Source organism: Parabacteroides sp. merdae-related_45_40 (assembly GCF_001915675.1).
Map to the genome: position 1 here is coordinate 31,867 of NZ_MNQY01000113.1, position 22,817 is coordinate 54,683.

Sequence of the window (22,817 nt, forward strand, 5' to 3'; positions counted from 1 at the left end):
GCTAACGTCCTAAAAGCCTATTGTAAGTTTCTTTATTATTAATAATCTGAAGCGCTTTCTGGTAACTCGGATTATCATCATTGATAATCTGGAAGTACTGCGCCATATCATAGAGATCCCGTGCGATAAGCGCCTTGATCTGAAGCATGATCAACGGCTTCGAACAATTATATTGCTCTTCCTCAAACTCAATCTTCTCATCGCCGGCCATCTTCAGAAGCTCCTCCATGATATCCTCTCCGACCACGAAATCTTGCTTATACTGCTGGAACTTCGGATATTTAGCCATCATCTGGTTCCGATTACGATCCAGATAATTCATGGACACCCGATTGACTAAACCGGAAGCTACCAGTTTCCGGTGATAATCCGTATAGCGAGTCGTATCTACCGGGATGAACACGTCCGGCATAATACCTCCACCTCCATATACGGTACGCTCGGAAACCAAGGTGTTATACCTCATTGAATCCGGGAAATGAATGCTATCGGCACTCATCAACTCCCCCCGGTTATAACGGTCGATCAGATCATGGTGGTACTCCTCCATCTTCCCGTTCTCGTAAGGCTTTTGTATACAACGTCCGGTGGGTGTATAGTAACGGGAAACCGTCAAACGAATCATGGAACCATCCGGCAGGGGAATCGGTTTCTGTACCAAACCTTTGCCAAAGGTACGGCGACCTACGATCACTCCACGGTCCCAATCTTGAATAGCGCCGGAGACGATCTCGCTGGCCGAAGCCGAGGACTCGTCCACCAGAACGACCAAACGTCCCTCTTGGAATTGTCCACGAGCGGTAGAGTTCGCCTCCTCACGAGGTTGCTTACTCCCTTTCGTATAAACGATCAACCGGTTTTTATCCAAGAACTCATCCGCTAACTCTATGGCGATATTCAAATATCCCCCGCCATTTCCCTGCAAATCCAGAATCAAGTTCTTCATGCCCTGTTTCCGGAGCTTCTCCAACGCCTCCCTGAATTCATCGGCGGAAGAAGCGGCGAAACGGTTCAACTTAATATAACCGGTATTCTTATCCGCCATATAAGCGGCATCCAGACTATACACGGGAATCTTACCGCGAACGATCTTGAAATCCATCAATTCCGGCGACTTGCCTCGCTTTACTTTCACACGCACCTCGGTACCTTTCGGTCCGCGTAGTTTCTTCATGATATCGGTAGTCTTCATCTTCACGCCGGCGATCAAGGTATCGTCTACTTGGATAATACGGTCGCCCGCCATCAACCCCACCTTCTCAGAGGGACCTCCGGGGATTACCTGAATCACGTAAAGCGTATCCGTCAACATATTGAACTGTATGCCGATACCATCGAAATTGCCTTGTAAAGGCTCGGTCATCTCTTTCGTCTCCTCCGGGTCCATATAATTGGAATGAGGGTCTAGCTTATCCAACATGCCGACTATAGCGTCTTCCACCAACTTCGTCTCGCTAGTAGAGTCGACATATAGATTAGATATAGCGAATAAAGCCAATTGGAGCTTCCGGGCATCCATATTCGCTTTTTGCGCTGTCGCTCCGGTAAACACACCTAGAACGATCAGCAGGGATAAGACGATTCTTTTCATCAGATATATTCGTTTCATAATTTTCAATACAATCTCGTCTCTTTAGGGACGAATTGGGAAATGTCTTTGCCGTAGCGTAACAACTCACGGACAATACTTGAGCTAATATGCGTATGCTCCGGTTCCGTAAACAAGATAAAAGTCTCGATACCCGTCAACTTACGATTCACGTCCGCGATCGTCTTCTCATATTCGAAATCATTGACCGTACGGATTCCTCTTAAGATAAAGCCGGCTCCGACCTCTTTAGCGAAATCCACCGTCAATTGATTATATGACATGACTTTCACCCTTGGATTATCCTTGTATAGATTCCAGATCGCTTCCATCCGCTTCTCCAAGGAGAAATAGGTAAGCTTCTTATCGTTGATACCGATCGAGATCACGATCTCGTCCACCAGTTCCAACCCACGCCTTACCAAGGATTGATGCCCGATCGTAAAAGGATCGAAGGTACCGGGAAAAAGCGCGATACGTTTATTTTCAATTGATGACATCTTCTTCAACCACTAAGTTATCGATAATAAAGTTCTGTCGCTCCATGGTATTCTTCCCCATATAGAACTCGAGCATATCTTTCACGAGGTCCTCTTTCTTCATTGTCACCGGATCAAGGCGTATATCCTTGCCGATAAAATGCTTGAACTCATCGGGAGAGATCTCTCCCAGACCTTTGAATCGGGTGATCTCCGGATTCTTCCCGGCAGCGGCTATGGCAGCCAAGCGTTCCTCCTCTGAATAACAATACCACGTCTTCTGCCGGTTACGTACTCGGAATAATGGGGTTTGCAAGATATAAACATGATTACGCTTAATCAAATCGGGGAAGAATTGCAAGAAGAAGGTAATCAACAATAAACGGATATGCATCCCGTCCACGTCGGCATCTGTCGCGATAATCACCTTATTATACCGCAAACCTTCCAAGCCATCCTCAATATTCAAGGCCGCTTGAAGCAAGTTAAACTCCTCGTTCTCGTAAACGATCTTCTTTGTCAAGCCATAACTATTCAAAGGCTTACCCCTCAAACTAAATACAGCTTGGTAATTCGGGTTACGGCTCTTCGTGATAGAACCGCTAGCCGAGTCACCCTCCGTGATAAAGATACTGCTTTCCTCTAGCAAATCCCCTTTCGAATCGGTCAGGTGAATCCGGCAATCCCTTAGTTTCTTATTATGTAAATTCGCTTTCTTCGCACGCTCGCGGGCCAGCTTCGTAACACCGGCGATCGCCTTGCGCTCTTTCTCGGACTCCAAGATCTTCTTCAGCAAAAGCTCCGAAGTCTCCATATTCTTATGCAAATAGTTATCCAGGTCATTCTTGATGAAATCACCGATAAACTTCGCTACCGTAGGGCCGTCCGGTCCTATATCTTTCGAGCCGAGCTTGGTCTTTGTCTGGCTCTCGAATACAGGCTCCTCCACTTTTATGCTGATAGCGGCCACGATACCCGCACGAATATCCGAATACTCGAAATTCTTATTGTAATATTCCTTGATGACACGACCTACAGACTCCTTGAAAGCGGAAAGGTGCGTACCGCCTTGGGTGGTATGCTGGCCGTTCACGAACGAATAATATTCCTCTCCATATTGGTTGCTATGCGTGATAACCACCTCTATATCCTCCCCTTTCAGGTGGATGATCGGGTAAAGAGGCTCGGTGGTCATATTCTCGTTCAACAAATCCACCAGACCGTTGCGGGAATAGAAACGCTTGCCGTTGTAAATAATGGAAAGTCCCGAGTTCAAGAAGACATAGTTCTTTAATAGCCCCTCGATAAACTCGTCCTTATAATGATAATCCTTAAAGATCTCCCGATCCGGGACAAAAAACACCTGCGTACCGTTCGCCTCCCCGGTCGGTTGGATATCCGATTCCTCCGTGACGATCGCTTTACTATATTCCACCCGCTTACACTCTCCGTCACGGTAGCTGGTTATCAAGAAATAACTACTCAAGGCATTCACAGCCTTGATACCCACACCATTCAAACCCACGGATTTCTTAAACGCCTTGCTATCGTATTTAGCGCCGGTATTCATCTTGCTAGACACATCCACGACTTTACCCAGAGGGACACCACGGCCATAATCCCGTACGGCTACCGTACCTTCCTCGATAGTCACCTCGATACTTTTGCCATACCCCATCATGTACTCGTCGATAGAGTTATCCAGCACCTCCTTCAACAACACATAGATACCATCATCGGCATAGCTACCGTCCCCCAGTTTTCCGATATACATACCGGGACGCCGGCGGATATGCTCCATCCAGTCCAGTGTCTTGATGTCATCATCGTTATATTCCGTAGGTTGTTGTATCGTTGAATTCAGCTCATCCATATCTCTTATAACTTTTTAATATATGCTCTTCTTGATTTATGATGCTCTCGCTTAAAATAATCCCATTGCGCTTGTACGGCGCTATTCGTCTCCAGCTCCGGGTTACTCTCGGCGTAAACGGCACCGATACGCTTATAGACAGGAATCAAGTCATTAAATAATAAAGCGTTCACGCCTTTACTTTGATATTCCGGCAAGACTCCTGTCAAATACAGGTCGATTACTTTCGGTTTGCTCTTCAACGCTTTCAGCAAATGAATCCACCCGAAGGGTAACATATGCCCACGAGCCTTTTGTAAGGCTCTCGATAGGTTGGGCAGGGAGATGCCAAAGCCAACCACCGCATTATCCTCTTCCCTTACGATCAGCGTTACCAAATCATAACGCAGCATAGGGATATACATATTGATATAATAATCGATCTGCTTCTCGGTCAATTGCGCGAAACCATACAAGGGAGCGAAAGCCGCGTTCAATGTATGGAATACCGGACGGGCGTAAGGCATAATCTCCTTAGCGTTCTTGAACTTCAGCACCTTCAATCCGTATTTCTTCTTCACGATCTCGCCGATACGCAAATGCTTCTCGGGAACGCCATCCGGTATATAGATCTTAAATTCATGCCAATCTTGATCCTTTCCGTATCCGATACGCTCCACTTGCTTGGGGTAATAGGGATAATTATAAATTGTAGCCATCGTACCGATCTGATCGAAACCCTCGATCAACATACCCTCGTGATCCATATCGGTAAAGCCCATCGGACCGTGGATCTCCTCCATGCCTTGTTCGCGGGCCCATTTCTCGACAGCACCGAAAAGGGCATCAACCACCTCGTCATCATCAATAAAATCAACGAAACCAAAGCGGGCACGTTTCTGTCCCCAAGCCTCGTTACTCGGGCGATTCACCATACCAGCGATACGGCCTACCACCTTCCCGTCCTTATAGGCAAGGAAGTAAATAGCGTCGCACACCTCGAACGCCGGATTTTTCTTCTTATCCAGCGTCATCATCTCTTCCTCTATTAAACCCGGTACGTGATAGGGATTACCCTTGTATAATTCGATATTGAACTTGACAAATTTCTTAAGCTCCTTCTTACTGGTAACTTCTCTTATCTCTACGCTCATCGGTAATTTTATTTAAGCGGCAAAGTTACATAAATAATCTTTTATCATGGCATTATAAAACAAATTTATACCTTTGTAAACTCAGATTCATAGCATACCATGAAAAAAATAGTTATTAAATTAATATTGGCATTTATCATGTTTGAAGGAACCTCTTGTATAAACGATCCTATTATAATCAGCCCCGATCTGGCGTTTCGGGCGGAAGCTACTACAGGGGAGGGATCGATTTGGCATCCCGATCGCAATACACTTTTCTGGGTAGATATTGAAGGAAAGACGTTATATGAGTATATACCGGACTTGCAAAACTGCCGTTCATGGCAGTTCGACCGCATGGTCTCTACCGTCGTACCGGAAACGGACAGTACGGTAGTCGTCGCTTTACAAAACGAGATCATACGTGTAAACCTAACGGATGGGAACACGGCATCTATCGCCCCAATCCCGGACAATAACGGGAAGATTCGTTGCAACGATGGGAAATGCGACCCGTCCGGACGCTTATGGATCGGCACCATGGGATTTGGCGCGCCTAAAGGGGCTGCCAGCCTTTATTGTGTATGGGCAGACGGAACCGTCGAAACAAAGTTGACAAAAGTCACGATCTCCAATGGGATCGTATGGTCCGCCAACAAGAAATACATGTATTACAACGACACACCTACCCGTAAGATCATACGTTTCCGGTATGACGATAGCTCCGGTGACATATTGTACGATGGCGTAGCCGTAAATATACCCGAGGGCACCGGCTCCCCGGATGGAATGACGATAGATTGCAACGACAACCTTTGGGTGGCTCAATGGGGAGGTGGCGGTGTTTATTGTTACAATCCCTATACCGGCGACCTGTTGACAAAAATTGTCGTACCGGCCCCCCACGTAGCGTCATGCGCTTTTGGAGGGGATAAGCTCGACACGCTTTATATAACGACTGCCCGTGCCGGATTGAGTGAGGAACAGCTTGAGGAATATCCACTAAGCGGTAGCGTATTCTGTTGCAAGCCCGGAGCGAAAGGGGTGCCGGCGAATTGTTTCCATTAAGAATCCGCGAGCTTAATAAATCTAATTAACACAATTGTCAACCAAATATCAATTTAAATTGTTTCCTTTGTAGACATGGCGTGCAAAAGACGAGGCGTGCCCCGTCTCCACAAAAACAAATGCAAATAATTATACAGAATGGCAAAGAATAGACCAGCAAAAAAAGATAACAATAAGGAGAAAAAAGGAAAAAAGGAAAAGGGTGTTGGTAAACGTATGAAAAAAGAAGCGATGATCCAAGCCATCATTTCCGTATTCCAATCCTCTCCCAAGGAACCTTTCAACTATAAACAAATCAGCAAGATCATCGGAGTCGAGAACCAAGTGCAGAAATTGCAGGTGGTAGACATCCTGTATGACTTGTCCGCCGAGGATATCATCACCGAGATCGACCGTGGCCGTTACCGTCTCAACGGATTGGGAACCCTAGCCGTAGGAACTTTCGCACGCCGCAGCAATGGAAAGAATTCTTTCATCCCTGAAGACGGAGGTACGCCGGTATTTATCGCTGAACGTAATTCCGGGCATGCCATGGATGGAGACAAAGTGAAAGTACAGCTTTTCGCCAAACGTAAAGGTGCCGAGCCGGAAGGTGAGGTCGTGGAAATCCTTGAGAGCAAGGAGCGTACTTTCGTAGGTAAACTTCAAGTAGCTAAAGGCTTTGCCTTCTTGATTACGGAAAACAAGACGTTGGCTAACGATATTTTCATCCCTAAGGATAAACTGAAAGGGGGCAAGAACGGCGACAAAGCGATCGTACGTATCGTGGAATGGCCGGATGAAGCCAAGAATCCACTGGGTGAGGTCATCGATATATTAGGTATCGCCGGACAGAATACCGCCGAGATGCACGCGATCCTTGCCGAATTCGGATTGCCTTACAAATATCCTTCCTCGGTAGAAAAAGCGGCGGATAAGATCCCGGAAGCGATCTCTCCGGAGGAAATTGAGAACCGGGAGGATTTCCGGGGGATAACAACCTTCACGATCGACCCGAAGGACGCGAAAGACTTCGACGACGCCCTTTCCGCACGCCGTTTGGATAACGGGAACTGGGAGGTTGGCGTACATATCGCCGACGTAACACATTATGTGAAAACGGACGGTGTCATCGATAAAGAGGCACAAAGCCGTGCGACTTCCGTTTATCTGGTAGACCGTACGATACCGATGCTTCCCGAGCGACTTTGCAACCAAATATGCTCTTTACGTCCCGACGAGGAAAAATTATGCTTCTCCGCTGTCTTCGAACTAAATAGCGATGCCGTGGTACAAAACTCCCGGATCTGCCGCACGATCATCAAGAGCGACCGCCGCTTTACCTATGAGGAGGCACAAGAAGTGATCGAAACCGGCGAGGGAGATTATAAAGAGGAGATTCTAGCCTTGAACGATCTTGCCAAGAAATTGCGGGAACGCCGTTTCAAGAGTGGCGCTATCAACTTCGACCGCTATGAGGTTAAATTCGAGATCGACGAACAAGGGAAACCGGTCCGTGTTTATTTCAAGGTCTCAAAAGACGCTAATAAGTTAATCGAGGAGTTCATGCTATTGGCAAACCGTACCGTAGCCGAGTTCGTGGGCCGTCCTCCTAAAGGAAAGACTAAGAAGACATTTGTTTATCGTATCCATGAGCTTCCGGACCCAGATAAAATGGAGAATTTCGCCTCTTTTATCCGTCGCTTCGGCTATAAGTTGAAAACAGACGGCACGAAGACGGATGTCTCCAAGGGAATCAACTCCTTATTAGACAATGTACAAGGAAAGCCGGAAGAGAACTTGATCGAGACAGTGGCGATCCGTGCCATGCAAAAGGCCCGTTACTCCACGGAGAATATCGGTCACTATGGCTTGGCTTTCGAATACTATACACATTTCACCTCTCCTATCCGCCGTTATCCGGATATGATGGTACACCGATTGCTGGAACGTTATCTAGCCGGTGGCCGTAGCGTTATACAAAAGAAGTATGAGGATTTATGCGATCATTGTTCCAGCATGGAGCAAGTCGCCGCCAACGCAGAGCGTGCATCCATCAAATATAAGCAAGTAGAATTCATGCAGGATAAGCTCGGCATGGTATTCGACGGCGTTATCTCCGGTGTCACCGAATGGGGGCTTTACGTAGAACTGAACGAGAATAAATGCGAGGGGCTTGTACCAATCCGTGATCTGGATGATGATTACTATGAGTTTGATGAGAAGAATTATTGTTTATTGGGCCGTCGCAAGAAACGTCAATATCGTTTGGGAGACCCTATCACTATCAAAGTAGCGCAAGCGAATCTGGAACGTAAGCAACTCGATTTCCAATTAGCGGAATAAGGCTTTTTTCAAAGTAAGTATAACTTCATCAGACAACGAAGTTATACTTACTTAGGCATTTTGATTATACTTACTAGGACAAGTAAGTATAATTTACTTTTTATCACCAATACATAAGTCCCAGCGCCCCACAAGCGATCAGCCCGATTCCCAACAACGCATAGAAGATACGTGCGCCGCCACGACCGAACCAGTTCACGAAAGTCATCGCCCCGCTGGTTTTAAAGTACCAATCAAAATTACAGATCGCCGCTACGATTGAGAACAATCCCAAAGCGATAAACAAGGATAAGATAAAGTATTCGGAAGGATCCATAGACTTACTTAACCTCTACAGTACGTGAACCGTCCGGATTCTCCGAGATCGTGACATTTACCACATCTCCGGGTAACAACTCATCTATTTTCTCCGGCCATTCAATAAAACATAAAGCTCCGCTATAGAAATAGTCTTCCGTTCCAATATCTTCGGCCTCACTCAATTTATTGATCCGGTAAAAATCAAAATGATAAATCAATTCTCCCGTCGTATCGCTACGGTACTCATTGATAATAGCGAATGTGGGACTGTTGATCACGTCCTCCACACCCAATTCCTCACAGATCGCCTTGATAAAGGTAGTCTTACCGGCCCCCATCGGACCATAGAAGGCAAAGACCGTACGATCATCCATCCCGGCGATAAACTCCTTAGCCGCCTCATGGATCTTATCCAAACTTTCTATTTTCAGTGTGCTCATAGCATTCGTGTTTACAGTTTATATGGACTGCAAAGTTCGTGATATTTATGATATACGCAACTTTTCGGCATATTATCATTTCGGTTCCATCGTAATAAACGGCACCAACATCTCCTCCATCGAGATTCCTCCGTGCTGGAATGTATTTTTATAATAGGATACGTAGTAGTTATAATTATTCGGATAAGCGAAGAAATTCTCTCCGTAGGCGAAAATATACTTACTGCTTAGATTCGGGGAGGGAAGCCCTACTTTTTCCGGGTCCCGGATCTCAAATACCTCTTTTGGATTGTAGTTCAAGTTCTTGCCTACCTTATAGCGTAGATTGGTATTCGTATTCTTATCACCTATCACCTTGATCGGATTCGTTACCCGAATCGTTCCATGATCGGTCGTAACGATTACTTTTCCTCCCCGCTCGGCGATTCGTTTGAATAACTCGAGCGTAGAAGAGTGCTGGAACCATGACTTAGTCAAACTGCGATAGGCCGCCTCGCTTTGCGCCAACTCACGGATCATCTTACTCTCCGTACGAGCATGCGAAAGCATATCCACGAAGTTTAGCACAATCACATTCAATTGATTACGAGTAAGAGAAGGGATCGTACCCAACAATTTCTCGCCATATTGAGAATCGTGTACTTTATTATATGAGAAGGTATATTTCTTACGGAACCGATCGATCTGGGTTTGAATCAATGGAGCCTCATTCAAATTCTTACCTTCCTCGCTCTCCTCATCTACCCACAAATCCGGAAACATCTGCTCTATTTGCGAAGGCATCAAGCCCGAGAATATGGAGTTGCGGGCATATTGCGTGGCGGTTGGCAGTATGCTATAATACAAGCTCTCGTCAAACGTAAAATACTCAGTAAGCAATTCTTTTACCACCCGCCATTGATCCAGCCGGAAATTATCGATCAATATAAAGAAAACCTTCTCGTCATTATCCAACATTGGGAAGACTTTCTTCTTAAACAGGTCGGGGCTCATCAACGGGCGATCGGCCGGATTCTGTATCCAGTCCACATAATTCTTCTTTATGAATTTGGCAAAAGCGTTATTGGCCTCTTCCTTCTGCATACGGAGCATATCTGTCATTGCCACTTGGCTGCTTTCCAGTTCCAGTTCCCAGTACACCAGTTTCTTATAGACCTCCATCCAGTCGTCTGTGGTCAAGGAATCATTGATTTGCATACCGATACGACCGAATTCCTGCTGATAACCCACCGTGGTCGTCTCGGAGATAATTACGTTCTTATGGACATTCTTCTTGATAGAGAGAAGCAATTGGTTTGGATTTACCGGTTTGATCAAATAATCCGCGATCTTATTTCCGATCGCCTGATTCATGATACTTTCCTCCTCACTTTTAGTCACCATCACGACCGGCACATTCGGAGCGATCTCCTTGATATGCGACAGCGTCTCCAACCCTGTCAAGCCGGGCATATTCTCATCGAGAAAAATAATATCAAACGATTGTTCCTTACAGCAGTCAATAGCGTCTTGCCCGCTCACCACCGGAACGACCTCATACCCTTTGTCCTGCAAGAACAAGATATGCGGTTTCAACAAATCAATCTCGTCATCCGCCCAAAGTACTCTGTCTTTCTTCGCTGCCATAAGCTTACCTAGTTTATTTACAAATATATGGATAATCCTCCATATAACAACGAAAGAAACGGGATGTTTCGTATTTGATCTCGTAATTTTCCCAAATCCAGATAAGCGAATAGCCAATGAAGAGATCTCCTTCATCAACTCACGAACAGTACTCTCTTTTACTGACTAAGGTTCAAAAATATCCAATTTATCTACAACATCTACAACTATCCTTGTAATCATCTATCTTTAGACGGTTTAGCCTATGGTGGTAGATAAAAAACATCTACAATTATCAGGCCCTATCTACCATCATTTACCGCTTTCTTATCACTAAACAGAACGATCTCCCCACACTTGCCGCAATCATCATACGGTCTCTTCCTTATACAGACAAAACATTAACATATAAGCTTATACAGTTTTTATCCATGAAAAACTAAAGTTTTATACCGCTAAAACCTTTGTTTTCCGCTTAGGAAACTTTTGTTTCTATATAGGGAAACTAAGGTTTCTTCGGCACGAAACTTTTGTCTTCTGTAGGAATGAAGAACATAGTTCCCTAGGAACTATGTTCATGACTATTTAGTGCCAAATGCCTTTTATGTTAAAACTCCAAAAGATGAGGCAAATATATTGATTTCTTTTAGCAAAACACAATCTTTTCTATTCTAAATCAATATTGTCTTATATTTTATTGACATAACTATATGATTTCAGGGCATAAAAGTCCCACCGGTTAGTCTATTTACGCTCTGTAGATACAATATGTGAATTAGGAAGAAGCGTAGTTTGTAAATACCGAATATAGTTCCTAGGGAACTTTGAAGAACTTAGTTTTACTCCAGAAGTCATGTAATCTTATTTTTATTACTCAGCTTATAATGGCAAAAGACAATTTTAACATTATTTACGAACGAAACTATCAACGATCGTTCATGTTCGCTAAATCATACGTACATGATGATATGATAGCAGAAGATATCGTATCCGATTCTCTTGTGAAGTATTGGAGACTGATCTCCACCCAAAAAGGAGAAGCAACAGAAGCTCTTTTACTTTCGATCTTGAGAAATAAAGCTCTCGACTACTTACGCCATAAAGCTGTACATGATGCTGCGATCGAAAATCTAGAAGAAATAAAAAAGCGAGAACTAAGCATCCGCATATCCACTTTAGAGGCTTGCGATCCAGAAGAAATTTTCCGGGAAGAGATACGCACAATCCTTCAGCGCACCCTACAATCATTGCCCGAACAAACTCGCAGGATATTCGAGATGAGTCGTTTCGAAAACAAAACAGTGAAAGAAATCGCTATAGAAACCAACCTCACCGTAAAAGGAGTAGAATACCACATTACCAAGACTTTAAAAGTATTACGTATCAATCTAAAAGATTATCTTCCCTTATTCTATTTTCTTTTTTCTTGACTTTTCTCGTTTTTCCACTAGGGATCTATCTTGCAGCATCGTTTATTATTTATAAAGCGAAATTAATAGATACCATGAAGGAATTACTACAACGATACATAAAAGGAGAGGTTTCAGAGAAAGAAAGACTGAAAATAGCATCATGGTTAGACGAAAGCCCTGAAAACATGCGTGAATTTCTGGTTTTACGCAAATTATATGACATTTCACTTTGGCAAGCCAATACAGATAAGACAAATTCCGTAAAGAAAGTACATTATTCCATACGGAAGATAATGGCCGAGATCTTAAAAATCGCAGCCATCTTTCTAATCGGCTTTTGGGGAAGCAAACAACTGCAGATACAACAATCGAACAAGAAACAAATGCAAACCATTCATGTCCCTGCCGGACAACGGGCAGAGGTCACCTTAGCCGATGGTACGCATGTATGGCTAAACTCTCGCTCAACCCTAAAATTTCCTGAACAATTCAGCGCAAACACCCGAAACGTGGAATTAGACGGCGAAGGTTACTTCTCTGTCCAGCACAATGAAAATAGTCCATTTACCGTACATACCCAAAATCATGATGTTCAAGTATTAGGTACAGAGTTCAATGTAAAAGCTTACCATAACACATCCTTGTTCGAAACCGCCCTTTTAAAGGGTAGTGTAAAAATCAGTTCCCCTAATTTAAGAAATGGATTACAACTCAAGCCTAATGAAATCGTTAGTATAGAGAATAGGATGCTCAAGAAATCTACAATTAATAATAGCGACTATTTTAAATGGAAAGAAGGCCTGTTCTGTTTTGAGAATGAATCAATCCAAGATCTAATAAAGAAACTAGAACTTTATTATGATACTACGATTGAGATCCAACGTCCCTCATTGTTGAAACATCACTATTCCGGCAAATTTCGTATTCAAGATGGAATAGAGCATGTATTAAAAGTACTTCAGTTAAAACATAAATTCACATACATCAAAGATGACGATAAGAATCTAATAATCATAAAGTAAGAACAGAATGTTAACCTTATAAATCATGTATGCCTATGAGATAAAAAATATCAAAAAAGAAACGGTATATAAAAACCGGGAAATGCGGCAACACTCCCCGGAAAGAATCAATACCACATGCACTTAAATCATCAGTATCAAATTCAAGAGTTACAAATGTATGAAAAATCAAACAAAAAGAGTTATGAAGTTAACTTTTATAACACTATTTCTATCAACCACAGGAATGTTTGCATCTGTTAATTCGCAAAATACACGGGTCAATATCCATGTGAACAATGCAAACACTCAAATTGTCTTAAACGAAATCGAAAAACAAACAGACTATCTCTTTGTGTACGACACCAAAGAAATAGATCTAAATCGTAAGGTTTCCGTAGAGGCGCAAAATAAAACCGTAGCAGATGTGTTATCATCTGTCTTTACCCAAACAGACATCTCATATGCGATGGAGGGTAATAACATCATGTTAATGCGAAAAAACACTTCTGTTACACAACAGAGTAACCGGAGAATTACCGGTGTTGTGAAAGACGCAATTGGTGAACCTATCATTGGAGCAAATATCGTGGAGAAGGGAACCACAAACGGTATAATCACCGACATTAACGGAAATTTCAGCCTTATGGTCTCCGAGAACGCCATCTTGCAAATTTCCTATATCGGATATCAGACACAAGAAATCCCGACCAAAGGGCAGACGAACATCCAAATTACCATGAAGGATGACGCACAAGCATTGGATGATGTCGTTGTTATCGGTTATGGTACGCAACGCAAGAAAGACGTAGCCGGATCTATCTCTTCCATATCTACGAAGGATTTATCTATTCAATCATCCGGGAATATACAGAACCTTCTTCAAGGTAGGTTATCCGGTGTGTCCGTAACAACTTCCGGCGTAGCTGGCGATGCTCCTGCTATCCGTATTCGAGGTGTCGGAACACTGAATAATAACAGCCCGTTGTATGTCATTGATGGTTTTCCTACAAAAAGCGAGATCGCATCCCAAATAAATCCTTCAAGTATAGAGTCTGTACAAGTATTGAAGGATGCTTCCTCCGCCTCTATCTATGGTTCCCAAGCAGCTAACGGGGTTATCTTAATCACGACAAAGCAAGGTAAAGAAGGAAAACCTACCGTTGACGTAAAAGTAAACGTAGGCGTGCAACTTCCCACCAACTTGCCGGAAATGCTAAACTCCCAACAATATGGAGAAGTCTTGTGGAACGCAATGAGAAACGCCGGGTTAACACCACAGCATGACCAATATGGCAACGGAGCTACACCCGTCATTCCTGATTATATTCTACCGGCAGGAGCCATGGAAGGCCAGGTAGATCTCAGCACTTATAATACTGCGGAAAATCAATTTATGCGCGCTAATAAGATCGGAACTAATTGGGCTGATGAAGTTTATCGCCCCGCACCGACTACAAACATTGATATCAGCGCACAAGGAGGTGGCAATGGGTCTAAATATTTCTTGAGCGCAAACTATTATAAACAAGAAGCTCTTGTAAAATGGGCGGGCTATGATCGCTTCTCTTTACGAGCCAATTCTCAATTTAAGATTTTGAGCTTCGCCACATTAGGATCAAACCTAAGCGCAACTTACTCTAAATACAAAGGAAGCAAATCAGACCATGAGGCCGTACGTATGGCTCCGCTTATTCCGGTTTACGACGTAGAAGGTAATTGGGCCGGAACAAAAGCTAATGGTTTAGGTGATTCCAAGAATCCGGTAGCCCAACTTTATAATCAAAGAGAGAATTACAATGACAACCTCAACTTGTTAGGTAATTTGTATTTGGATATCAATTTCTTGAAATACTTCCAATTCAAGACAAATGTCGGCGTAAACGTTGAGGATAGCGGCTCCAAAGAGTTCAATCCAAAAACTTATTGGAACAAAGGAGACGCAAATACGCTAGTGAATTCTTTAAAGGAAGCAAGAGGCCGTAAATCAGAATTGGTTTGGAACAATACTTTGACCTTCACGAAAAAATTTCGTGAAACACATAATCTGAATGTTTTGCTAGGTACAGAAGCCATTAGTTCTAAAATAGAGAATCTCTCTGCTTATAGAAGTAATTTTATTATCGAGGATCCCGATTATAGATACCTTGACGCTGGCGAATCCAACAAGGACAATACAGGCAACGCAAATGAATACGCTTTGTTCTCTCTGTTCGCACGTGTCAATTATCAATATAAAGACAAATATTATTTAGGGGCTATTATTCGTCGAGATGGGTCCTCACGTTTTGGTGCGAATCATAGATATGGCTACTTCCCAGGGGTAAACGCCGCATGGAGACTTACGGAAGAAAACTTCATGAAAGGGCAAGATATTCTTAGTGATTTGAAAATCAGAGCCAGTTACGGTTTGACAGGAAATCAGGATATCGATAACTACGCATTTGCGTCCATGTATTATACGAATATCTCAACTAGCAGCTATCCTATAGCGGGAGATCCAAACTCTGTCACTCAAGGTATCAGTAAGGAGAGCATTGGTAATCCGGATCTTAAATGGGAGACGACTACACAAACAAACATTGGTATCGACGCAGGTCTTTTTAATAATAAACTGAATTTGTCATTCGATTTCTACCATAAATATACTACCGACATCTTGCAAAGAATTACTTATCCTTCTACCGGAGGAGTGGCAAGTGCCCCATTTATGAATATCGGTGAAATGCAAAATAACGGATATGAATTGAATATCAATTTCCAGAATACGACAGACTATGGTTTCCGGTACGAATTAGGGCTCATTTTGTCCGGATATCGTAATGAGGTAAAGAAATTAGCTTCAAATCAATTCATATCGAACACATATACAAGAACAGAAGTAGGTCATCCGATTTCCTCTTTCTATGGCTATGTGATCGATGGTATTTTCCAAACACAAGGCGAGGTCGACTCGCATGTAGAACAGTCAGACAAAGCAATCGGCCGTTGGAAATATAGAGATGTGAATAATGACGGAAAAATAGACAGCCAAGATAGGGCCTATATCGGTAATCCTCACCCTGATTTCGAGTACTCTTTGAGTTCACGCTTCTATTACAAGAACTTCGATTTGTCTCTTTATATCCAAGGCAGTCAAGGAAATGATATTTGTTTCGCATCGAAAGGCGGTAGGGATGGCCTTGATTTCTGGGGAGATTATTTCAATAAAAGTACCCGTATATTGAATACTTGGACTCCTGAAAACAGAAATGCGGAACTGCCGGAGATCAATATCTTGAATCCAAATGATGAGGCAGGTAAGGTTTCTTCATACTTAATTGAAGATGGTTCTTATATTCGTTTGAAACAATTAGAATTAGGATATACCCTTCCAAAACAAACGCTTTCGAAAATTGGACTCCAGCAATGTCGTGTTTATTTGAATGCGGAAAACTTATTGACATTGACAAAGTATAACAACATTGATCCCGAGGTTAAGAACGGCGATGACAAGAATATGGGTGTCGATTATATGAATAATATGCCACTAGCACGCGTATTCTCCATTGGTTTCAATTTATCATTCTAATACTTAAAATTAAACAAACATGAAAAATCTATTTCATATAGCGAAAAAAACGTTCACATGGGTAACCGTCACGATGGCTGTTAGCCTGTTTAATGGTTGTTCTGATTTTTTGGATAAACAACCATTAGGCAAATTGAATGAGTCTGTATTAACAGATGAAAGTACCGTGAATAAACTCCTTATTGCCTGCTATAGTCCATTAAACGGATTTATCAACGGAGTTTGGGGAATAACAAGTGGGCCGGATAATGTCTTCTATGGAGATATGTGCGCTGGAAATATCCATAAAGGAAGTACTACCGGCGATCAAGGCGAACTGCTACAGATGGAGCGTTATGTCGCTACTGCTGAAAATGGTCGTATCCGGGATAAATGGATACTGGTATATGGAGCTATTGAGCGTTGCAACGACGTACTTCGTATGCTGAATGATAATAAAATTGATGGCTTATCAGAAGAAAGTGAAATGGAAATTAGAGCAGAAGCCCGTTTCCTAAGAGGATATTATCATTTTGAAGCGAAAAAAATCTGGAACATGGTCCCTTATATTGATGAATACGTAGAAGATCCGCAAAGAAGGGTTCCCAATGACAAAGATATTTGGCCTAATATTGAAGAAGACTTCTCTTTTGCTACCGGAATTTTACCGGATAATCAGAGTGAGCCTGGAAGACCTACGAAAAACGCCGCTAAAGCGTTCTTGGCCAAGGCTTATTTATTCCAGCAAAAATATAGCGAAGCAAAAGTTTTATTAGACGAAGTCATCACTAGCGGAAAATATAAGTTACTTGACAATTATTTTGATAACTTCAATGCGGAGCAAAACAATAACGCAGAAGTGGTATGGTCTAACCAGGTAGCGGTAAATGTAGCGGGAGCTGGTTACGATCGTAGCCAACGTGGTTTCGACTTATCTTATCCCAATGCTCCAGATCAACCAAACTTAAGTGGAGCCGGATTCCAACAACCTACTTTCGACTTAGTAAATGCCTATCAAGTAGACGAAAATGGCCTACCCATGATTGACACTTACGCTGACCATGAATTCAAAAACGACCAAGATATCGAATCTAGCGAGGCATGGGAACCGGATATGGAAACCCCTGTAGATCCGAGATTAGACTGGGTCGTTGGTCGTAGAGGCGTTCCATATCATGATTGGGGATTGCACCCAGGAAAAGCTTGGATCAGGGATCAAGTCAGCGCAGGTCCTTATAACCAAAAGAAATGGATTATATTAGAAAGCCAACTTGCTACATACGCTTATGACAATACGGCAAAATTTAACGCAATGAATTTCAATATTATTCGATACGCTCAAGTATTATTGTGGGCAGCGGAATGTGAGGTAGAGGTTGGTAACCCTGAGAAAGCAAAAGAATATGTCAATATGATTCGTCAAAGGGCAAAAGACGGATCTTACGTGAGATTAGGAGATGAAGCGCCTTTTGGCAATGGTCCAGCTGCCGCCAATTATAAAGTGGATATCTATAAGGATTCATGGGCAGGACTAAGTAAAGATGTATTACGAAAACGTGTACGATTTGAAGAACGCTTGGAACTTGCGTTAGAAGGTCATTTCTTCTTCGATTTGGTACGTTGGGATATCGCTGAGGATTTTTTAAATAAATATATCGAAAGAGAAAAAAGACATATCCAATATTTAAATGGAGCCGTTTTTGATAAGAACCATCGCTATTACGCTATTCCTCTAACTGAAATAGATAGAAGCTATGTCGATGGTAAACCGACGTTGACACAGAATCCGGGATATTAATTATAGTAAGTGTGAGGGGGTATCATAATATCCCCTCCACTTTTATCTACAAAAGATTTGAATATGACACAATATTTAAAGTCACTTTATCTATGCATTTGTTTACTGGGGGGATTTATATCTTGTCAAACAAATGAAAGTATCACTCAAGATGAGGAGATACAAACAATCATGGAAGGAATCTCGAATCAAGCGGGTCAAGAAAAAAATCCTTATCTGACAGCAGGAGATAAAACCTACATAATAGGTACGCAAGATGGAAACTTCCCTGATCTTGGTGGACATACTCCCGGAGAGATGGGAGGAGTTTGGAATCATTTGATCAAGCTATTAGATGGCTTTTGGGTAAAAATGACAGATAATAAAGGTAATTCTTGTTGGTTGGAAAACGCAATACAATATACGAATTATCCTTTTGGAAGTAAATTTGAGTACGCTCCTTTATTTAATAATAGTATCCGTGTCAATCGTTTCCAATTTTGCCCACAAGGAAAAAATGGTGTTGTTATTACCTATACCATCGAAAATGTATCGGATTCAGAGCAAACGGTCCTTTTTGATTTTGTCGCAAAAACAGATTTGTTGCCTGTATGGTCATCCGGGACAATCGGGTTAAAAGACGCAAATGATGTCGTGAACTGGGATGCCCAAGATGCCATTTTTAAAGCGAAAGATTTAGGTAATAACTGGAACGTGATTTGGGGAGCGGATCAACATACGAGTATTTATCAACTAGATACTCCTACTTATATAAATACGCAAGGAACGGGTAAAAGTGCCTCTTCTACTTATACGATTACACTTCCTAAGAATCAGGAGAAAAAACTTTCTTTCGTCATCGCAGGATCAAAAGACAGTGAGGAGGATGCCCTAAAAAGTTACAAAGACATCTTAGCGAACCATTCCGAAATGTTGGAAGATAAAAAAATGTATTACACCCAACTATTAGAGAGAGGACGGATTAACATTCCAGATAAAAAGTTACAAGAGGTTTATAACTGGTGCAAAATCAATACGGAATGGCTTGCGGCAGATATGGAAAGTGCAGGACGCTTTCTGGGAGCGGGCGCAATTGAATATCCATGGTTATTCGGTTGTGATAATTCTTATTCATTACAAGGCCTTGTCGCTACAGGTGACCAAAAATTAGCAAAAGAGACATTGAGAGTTATCAAAGAGATGTCAGAGAAAGCCAATAGGAATGGCCGTATTTTGCATGAAATGGCATTCAACGCATTCGTCAGCCACAAAGGAAATACTCAAGAGACTGCTCATTTTGTCATCGCTGTATGGAATGTTTATAAATGGACTGGTGATAACAAATTCCTTGCAGATATGTATCCTTATATGCAAAAAGGTCTGAACTTCCTTTTGAAAGATATGGATACAAATAAGAATATGTTCCCCGAAGGGTATGGAATCATGGAAGTTAGAGGATTAAATGCGGAATTGATTGATGTCTCTGTTTATACCCAGCAAGCACTGGAAGTTATGTCGCAGATTGCCTTAATAATGGGAGAAGAAGCATTTGCCAGTGAGTGCGCCTCGCAAGCAATCGATTTGAAAGAAAGGATAAACGACCTATTTTGGGATAAGGATTTAGAAATTTATTGTGATTTTTATGGAACGAGAGAGCAAGCCTTAGAAACGACTAAAGGTGCTATCGAACAGGTTCGTAATACAGAATACAGGTGGGATGTTGCCGAGGTTTCCTTACAGGAATATGAGGATAGCAAGAAAAAGCATATCGCAATGTATGAGGATATGTATAAACAATTTGAAGCGTATCCAACTGGTATTATGAAAGGATGGTTAACTAACAAGAATTGGGTAATAAGCACTCCAATAGAAACTCATATTGCCTCAGAAGACAGAGCTATTCGGCAATTGGATAAAGTACGAAAAGAGCATTGCGGCGAATATGGTCCTTATTTATCCGCAGTCGAAAGAGATCGCATGATGACTATCGCAACAGGCGTACAAGCGATGGCCGAATGCGCTTACGGACGTGTAGATGAGGCTTTATGGTATATCAATCGCATCGTCGATACATTTGGCCGTACACTTCCGGGATCAATTAATGAGATGATGCCTGATTATGGCTGCCCTGTTCAAGCATGGACCATCTATGGTATAGCAACACCTTTGATTCGTTATATATATGGCATACAACCAGAAGCCTATAAAAAGACCTTGACCCTAAGTCCTAATTTACCATCAGATTGGGACTTTATTGAAATGAAAGATCTTCCTGTTGGAAATAATAAGATTAATTATAAAGTAAAACAACTGGAAGATGGATTGGAAATCACGTTAGATACAACTGAAAAGGATTGGAGTTACCTATTAAGACCGGTAAAACAACCTATCAAGCGATTTATCGTGAATGGTAAGGAACAACGGATTTAGAGAGAGACGGGGCATGCCCCGTCTCCACATATAGACACCGCCTCATAATGATCTAAAATTAAAACAGATAACCCCAACTATTTTGAGTAAATAGAACTTAGTCTGAATTCCGTATTCAAGACCTCTTTCCACTCTAACCTTTTACTATCAATGCGATAAATGGATAACAATCAATTTCTTTCATCCCATATTATACTTGAGATAACCGGAAAGCGGGGAAAATGAAAGTATGATTACTTTAACTATTTTTCTATCAAAAATTCCTACTTTTACCGCTAAATCTGTATTGAAGATGAAAGGAGACGATTTTAATATCATTTATGAACGGAATTACCGACGGTCATTCCTGTTCACCAAATCATATGTACATGATGACATGGTGGCTGAGGATATCGTAGCTGAATCGCTTGTAAAATATTGGCGACTGGTCTCTGCTGGAGAAAACGAGATAACAGAAGCCTTATTGCTCACGATTTTGAAAAATAAAGCCCTTAACTATTTACGCCATAAAGCCATACATGATGCCGCTATTGAAAATTTAGAGGAAATAAAAAATAGAGAACTAAGCATTAGAATTTCCACACTCGAGGCTTGCGATCCGAAAGAGATCTTCTCTGATGAGGTCAATAGGATCATCCACAAAACTTTAAAAAACTTACCAGAACAAACTCATCGAATATTCGAGATGAGCCGCTTCGAGAATAAAACCGTAAAAGAAATAGCGGATGAGACAAACCTCACCATAAAAGGTGTAGAATACCACATAACCAAGGCTTTAAAAGCTTTGCGTATCAACTTGAAAGACTATCTACCCTTATTTTATTTTCTTTTTTCTTAATTTTTTTCATTTTTCCACTAGGGATTTAGCGCACAGCGTTGTTTTTATAATAGAAAATAAATTAACAGACATTCATGGAGCAATTACTACAACGGTACATAAGAGGTAAGGTTTCCGAAGAAGAGAGACTGAAAGTAGTGTCATGGCTGGACGAAAGTCCTGATAACATGCGTGAATTTCTGGCTTTACGTAAATTATATGATATTTCACTTTGGCATACGGATACAGAGCAAAAAACACTTCATAAAAAATTCATTCCAACAATTCGACGTATCGCAATCGAAACACTAAAAATAGCAGCGATCTTTTTAATTGGAATCTTTGTTACTAAACAATTCGTAGAACAAAAGGTAGAGGATATACAAATACAAACCATCCATGTACCCACAGGTCAGCGAGCTGAGTTAACTTTAGCGGACGGGACACATGTTTGGCTCAACTCTCGCTCGACATTGAAATTTCCTAATAAATTCGGCACAAATAAACGGAACGTAGAACTTAACGGAGAAGGGTATTTTTCTGTACATCATGACAAAAAACGTCCTTTTACCGTACAAACCGAAAAATACGCAATTCATGTATTGGGTACCGAATTTAATGTTAAGGCATATCACAACAGTCCTTTATTTGAGACAGCATTATTAAATGGCAGCGTAGAAATATCTTCCTTAACTATGCCGAAAAGATTACGCCTAAAGCCGAACGAGATGGCGATCGCAAGTCAGGAAGGATTAAATACATCCCATATTCCTGACTACAACTACTTTAAATGGAAAGAGGGATTATTCTGTTTCGAAGACGAGTCGATCCAAAGTTTAATAGAAAAGTTACAGCTTTATTATGATATTAAAATTGATGTTCAACGACCATCCTTACTTCAATACCGTTATTCCGGCAAATTCCGTATCAAAGACGGAATTGACCATGTATTGAAAGTATTACAATTAAAACATAAATTCACTTATACAAAAAATGAAGAGACGAATCTAATCGTGATAAAATAAATATTTAGTCGTTAA

Annotated in this window: 16 protein-coding genes; 9 read left to right on the forward strand and 7 right to left on the reverse strand. The window is 41.9% G+C overall.

What is annotated here, in order from left to right:
* Position 1 precedes the first annotated feature (1 nt).
* The 4 genes from BHV83_RS13545 to BHV83_RS13560 are packed head-to-tail and all read right to left on the reverse strand — an operon-like array spanning position 2 to position 5,073.
* Positions 2 to 1,591 carry a S41 family peptidase gene (locus tag BHV83_RS13545; RefSeq protein WP_057326133.1) on the reverse strand — a complete coding sequence of 530 codons (1,590 nt, stop codon included), beginning with the start codon at positions 1,589 to 1,591 and terminating at the stop codon, positions 2 to 4.
* A gap of 23 nt (positions 1,592 to 1,614) precedes the next feature.
* Positions 1,615 to 2,088: a pantetheine-phosphate adenylyltransferase gene (gene coaD / locus BHV83_RS13550; protein ID WP_005859804.1), complete on the reverse strand. Its 474-nt coding sequence runs from the start codon at positions 2,086 to 2,088 to the stop codon at positions 1,615 to 1,617.
* A complete protein-coding gene (locus BHV83_RS13555) occupies positions 2,075 to 3,940 on the reverse strand; it encodes a DNA topoisomerase IV subunit B (RefSeq protein WP_005867331.1) in 1,866 nt (621 codons plus the stop codon). The genes coaD and BHV83_RS13555 overlap by 14 nt, the downstream gene beginning before the upstream one ends.
* 5 nt (positions 3,941 to 3,945) lie before the next feature.
* Positions 3,946 to 5,073, reverse strand: coding sequence for a hypothetical protein (locus BHV83_RS13560; protein ID WP_005859806.1), 1,128 nt, complete (start codon positions 5,071 to 5,073; stop codon positions 3,946 to 3,948).
* A gap of 138 nt (positions 5,074 to 5,211) precedes the next feature.
* Between BHV83_RS13560 and BHV83_RS13565 the strand changes: the two genes are divergently transcribed.
* Positions 5,212 to 6,120: an SMP-30/gluconolactonase/LRE family protein gene (locus tag BHV83_RS13565; RefSeq protein WP_005867329.1), complete on the forward strand. Its 909-nt coding sequence runs from the start codon at positions 5,212 to 5,214 to the stop codon at positions 6,118 to 6,120.
* Positions 6,121 to 6,258: 138 nt separating this feature from the next.
* On the forward strand, positions 6,259 to 8,445 hold the full coding sequence (gene rnr, locus BHV83_RS13570) for a ribonuclease R (protein ID WP_057316281.1): 2,187 nt from the start codon (positions 6,259 to 6,261) through the stop codon (positions 8,443 to 8,445).
* 103 nt (positions 8,446 to 8,548) lie between these two features.
* On the opposite strand, the gene BHV83_RS13575 is transcribed toward rnr, so the two are convergent.
* From BHV83_RS13575 to porX, 3 genes are all read right to left on the reverse strand, one after another.
* Entirely contained in the window at positions 8,549 to 8,761 is a 213-nt protein-coding gene (locus BHV83_RS13575) for an immunity 17 family protein (RefSeq protein ID WP_005859813.1), read from the reverse strand.
* A gap of 4 nt (positions 8,762 to 8,765) precedes the next feature.
* Positions 8,766 to 9,185 carry a tRNA (adenosine(37)-N6)-threonylcarbamoyltransferase complex ATPase subunit type 1 TsaE gene (gene tsaE / locus BHV83_RS13580; RefSeq protein ID WP_005867326.1) on the reverse strand — a complete coding sequence of 140 codons (420 nt, stop codon included), beginning with the start codon at positions 9,183 to 9,185 and terminating at the stop codon, positions 8,766 to 8,768.
* A gap of 75 nt (positions 9,186 to 9,260) precedes the next feature.
* Positions 9,261 to 10,811 (reverse strand): T9SS response regulator signal transducer PorX, encoded by a 1,551-nt coding sequence (porX, locus tag BHV83_RS13585; RefSeq protein ID WP_286757627.1) that lies wholly within the window; start codon positions 10,809 to 10,811, stop codon positions 9,261 to 9,263.
* 863 nt (positions 10,812 to 11,674) lie between these two features.
* Here porX and BHV83_RS13590 point away from each other — a divergent pair.
* The 7 genes from BHV83_RS13590 (at position 11,675) to BHV83_RS13620 (ending at position 22,802) form a co-directional block, all read left to right on the forward strand.
* Entirely contained in the window at positions 11,675 to 12,220 is a 546-nt protein-coding gene (locus BHV83_RS13590; protein ID WP_009016548.1) for an RNA polymerase sigma-70 factor, read from the forward strand.
* Between the two features lie 74 nt (positions 12,221 to 12,294).
* The gene (locus BHV83_RS13595; protein WP_009275289.1) at positions 12,295 to 13,224 is read left to right on the forward strand and encodes a FecR family protein; all 930 of its coding nucleotides are present in this window, start codon (positions 12,295 to 12,297) and stop codon (positions 13,222 to 13,224) included.
* A 184-nt stretch (positions 13,225 to 13,408) separates the two neighbouring features.
* Positions 13,409 to 16,774 (forward strand): TonB-dependent receptor, encoded by a 3,366-nt coding sequence (locus BHV83_RS13600; RefSeq protein ID WP_005867302.1) that lies wholly within the window; start codon positions 13,409 to 13,411, stop codon positions 16,772 to 16,774.
* Between the two features lie 19 nt (positions 16,775 to 16,793).
* A complete protein-coding gene (locus BHV83_RS13605) occupies positions 16,794 to 18,551 on the forward strand; it encodes a RagB/SusD family nutrient uptake outer membrane protein (RefSeq protein ID WP_286757628.1) in 1,758 nt (585 codons plus the stop codon).
* 63 nt (positions 18,552 to 18,614) lie between these two features.
* Positions 18,615 to 20,960: an alpha-L-rhamnosidase-related protein gene (locus BHV83_RS13610; RefSeq protein ID WP_005867298.1), complete on the forward strand. Its 2,346-nt coding sequence runs from the start codon at positions 18,615 to 18,617 to the stop codon at positions 20,958 to 20,960.
* 292 nt (positions 20,961 to 21,252) lie between these two features.
* Positions 21,253 to 21,798 (forward strand): RNA polymerase sigma-70 factor, encoded by a 546-nt coding sequence (locus tag BHV83_RS13615; protein WP_005867296.1) that lies wholly within the window; start codon positions 21,253 to 21,255, stop codon positions 21,796 to 21,798.
* A 74-nt stretch (positions 21,799 to 21,872) separates the two neighbouring features.
* The gene (locus tag BHV83_RS13620; protein WP_008772924.1) at positions 21,873 to 22,802 is read left to right on the forward strand and encodes a FecR family protein; all 930 of its coding nucleotides are present in this window, start codon (positions 21,873 to 21,875) and stop codon (positions 22,800 to 22,802) included.
* The last annotated feature ends 15 nt before the right edge of the window (positions 22,803 to 22,817 follow it).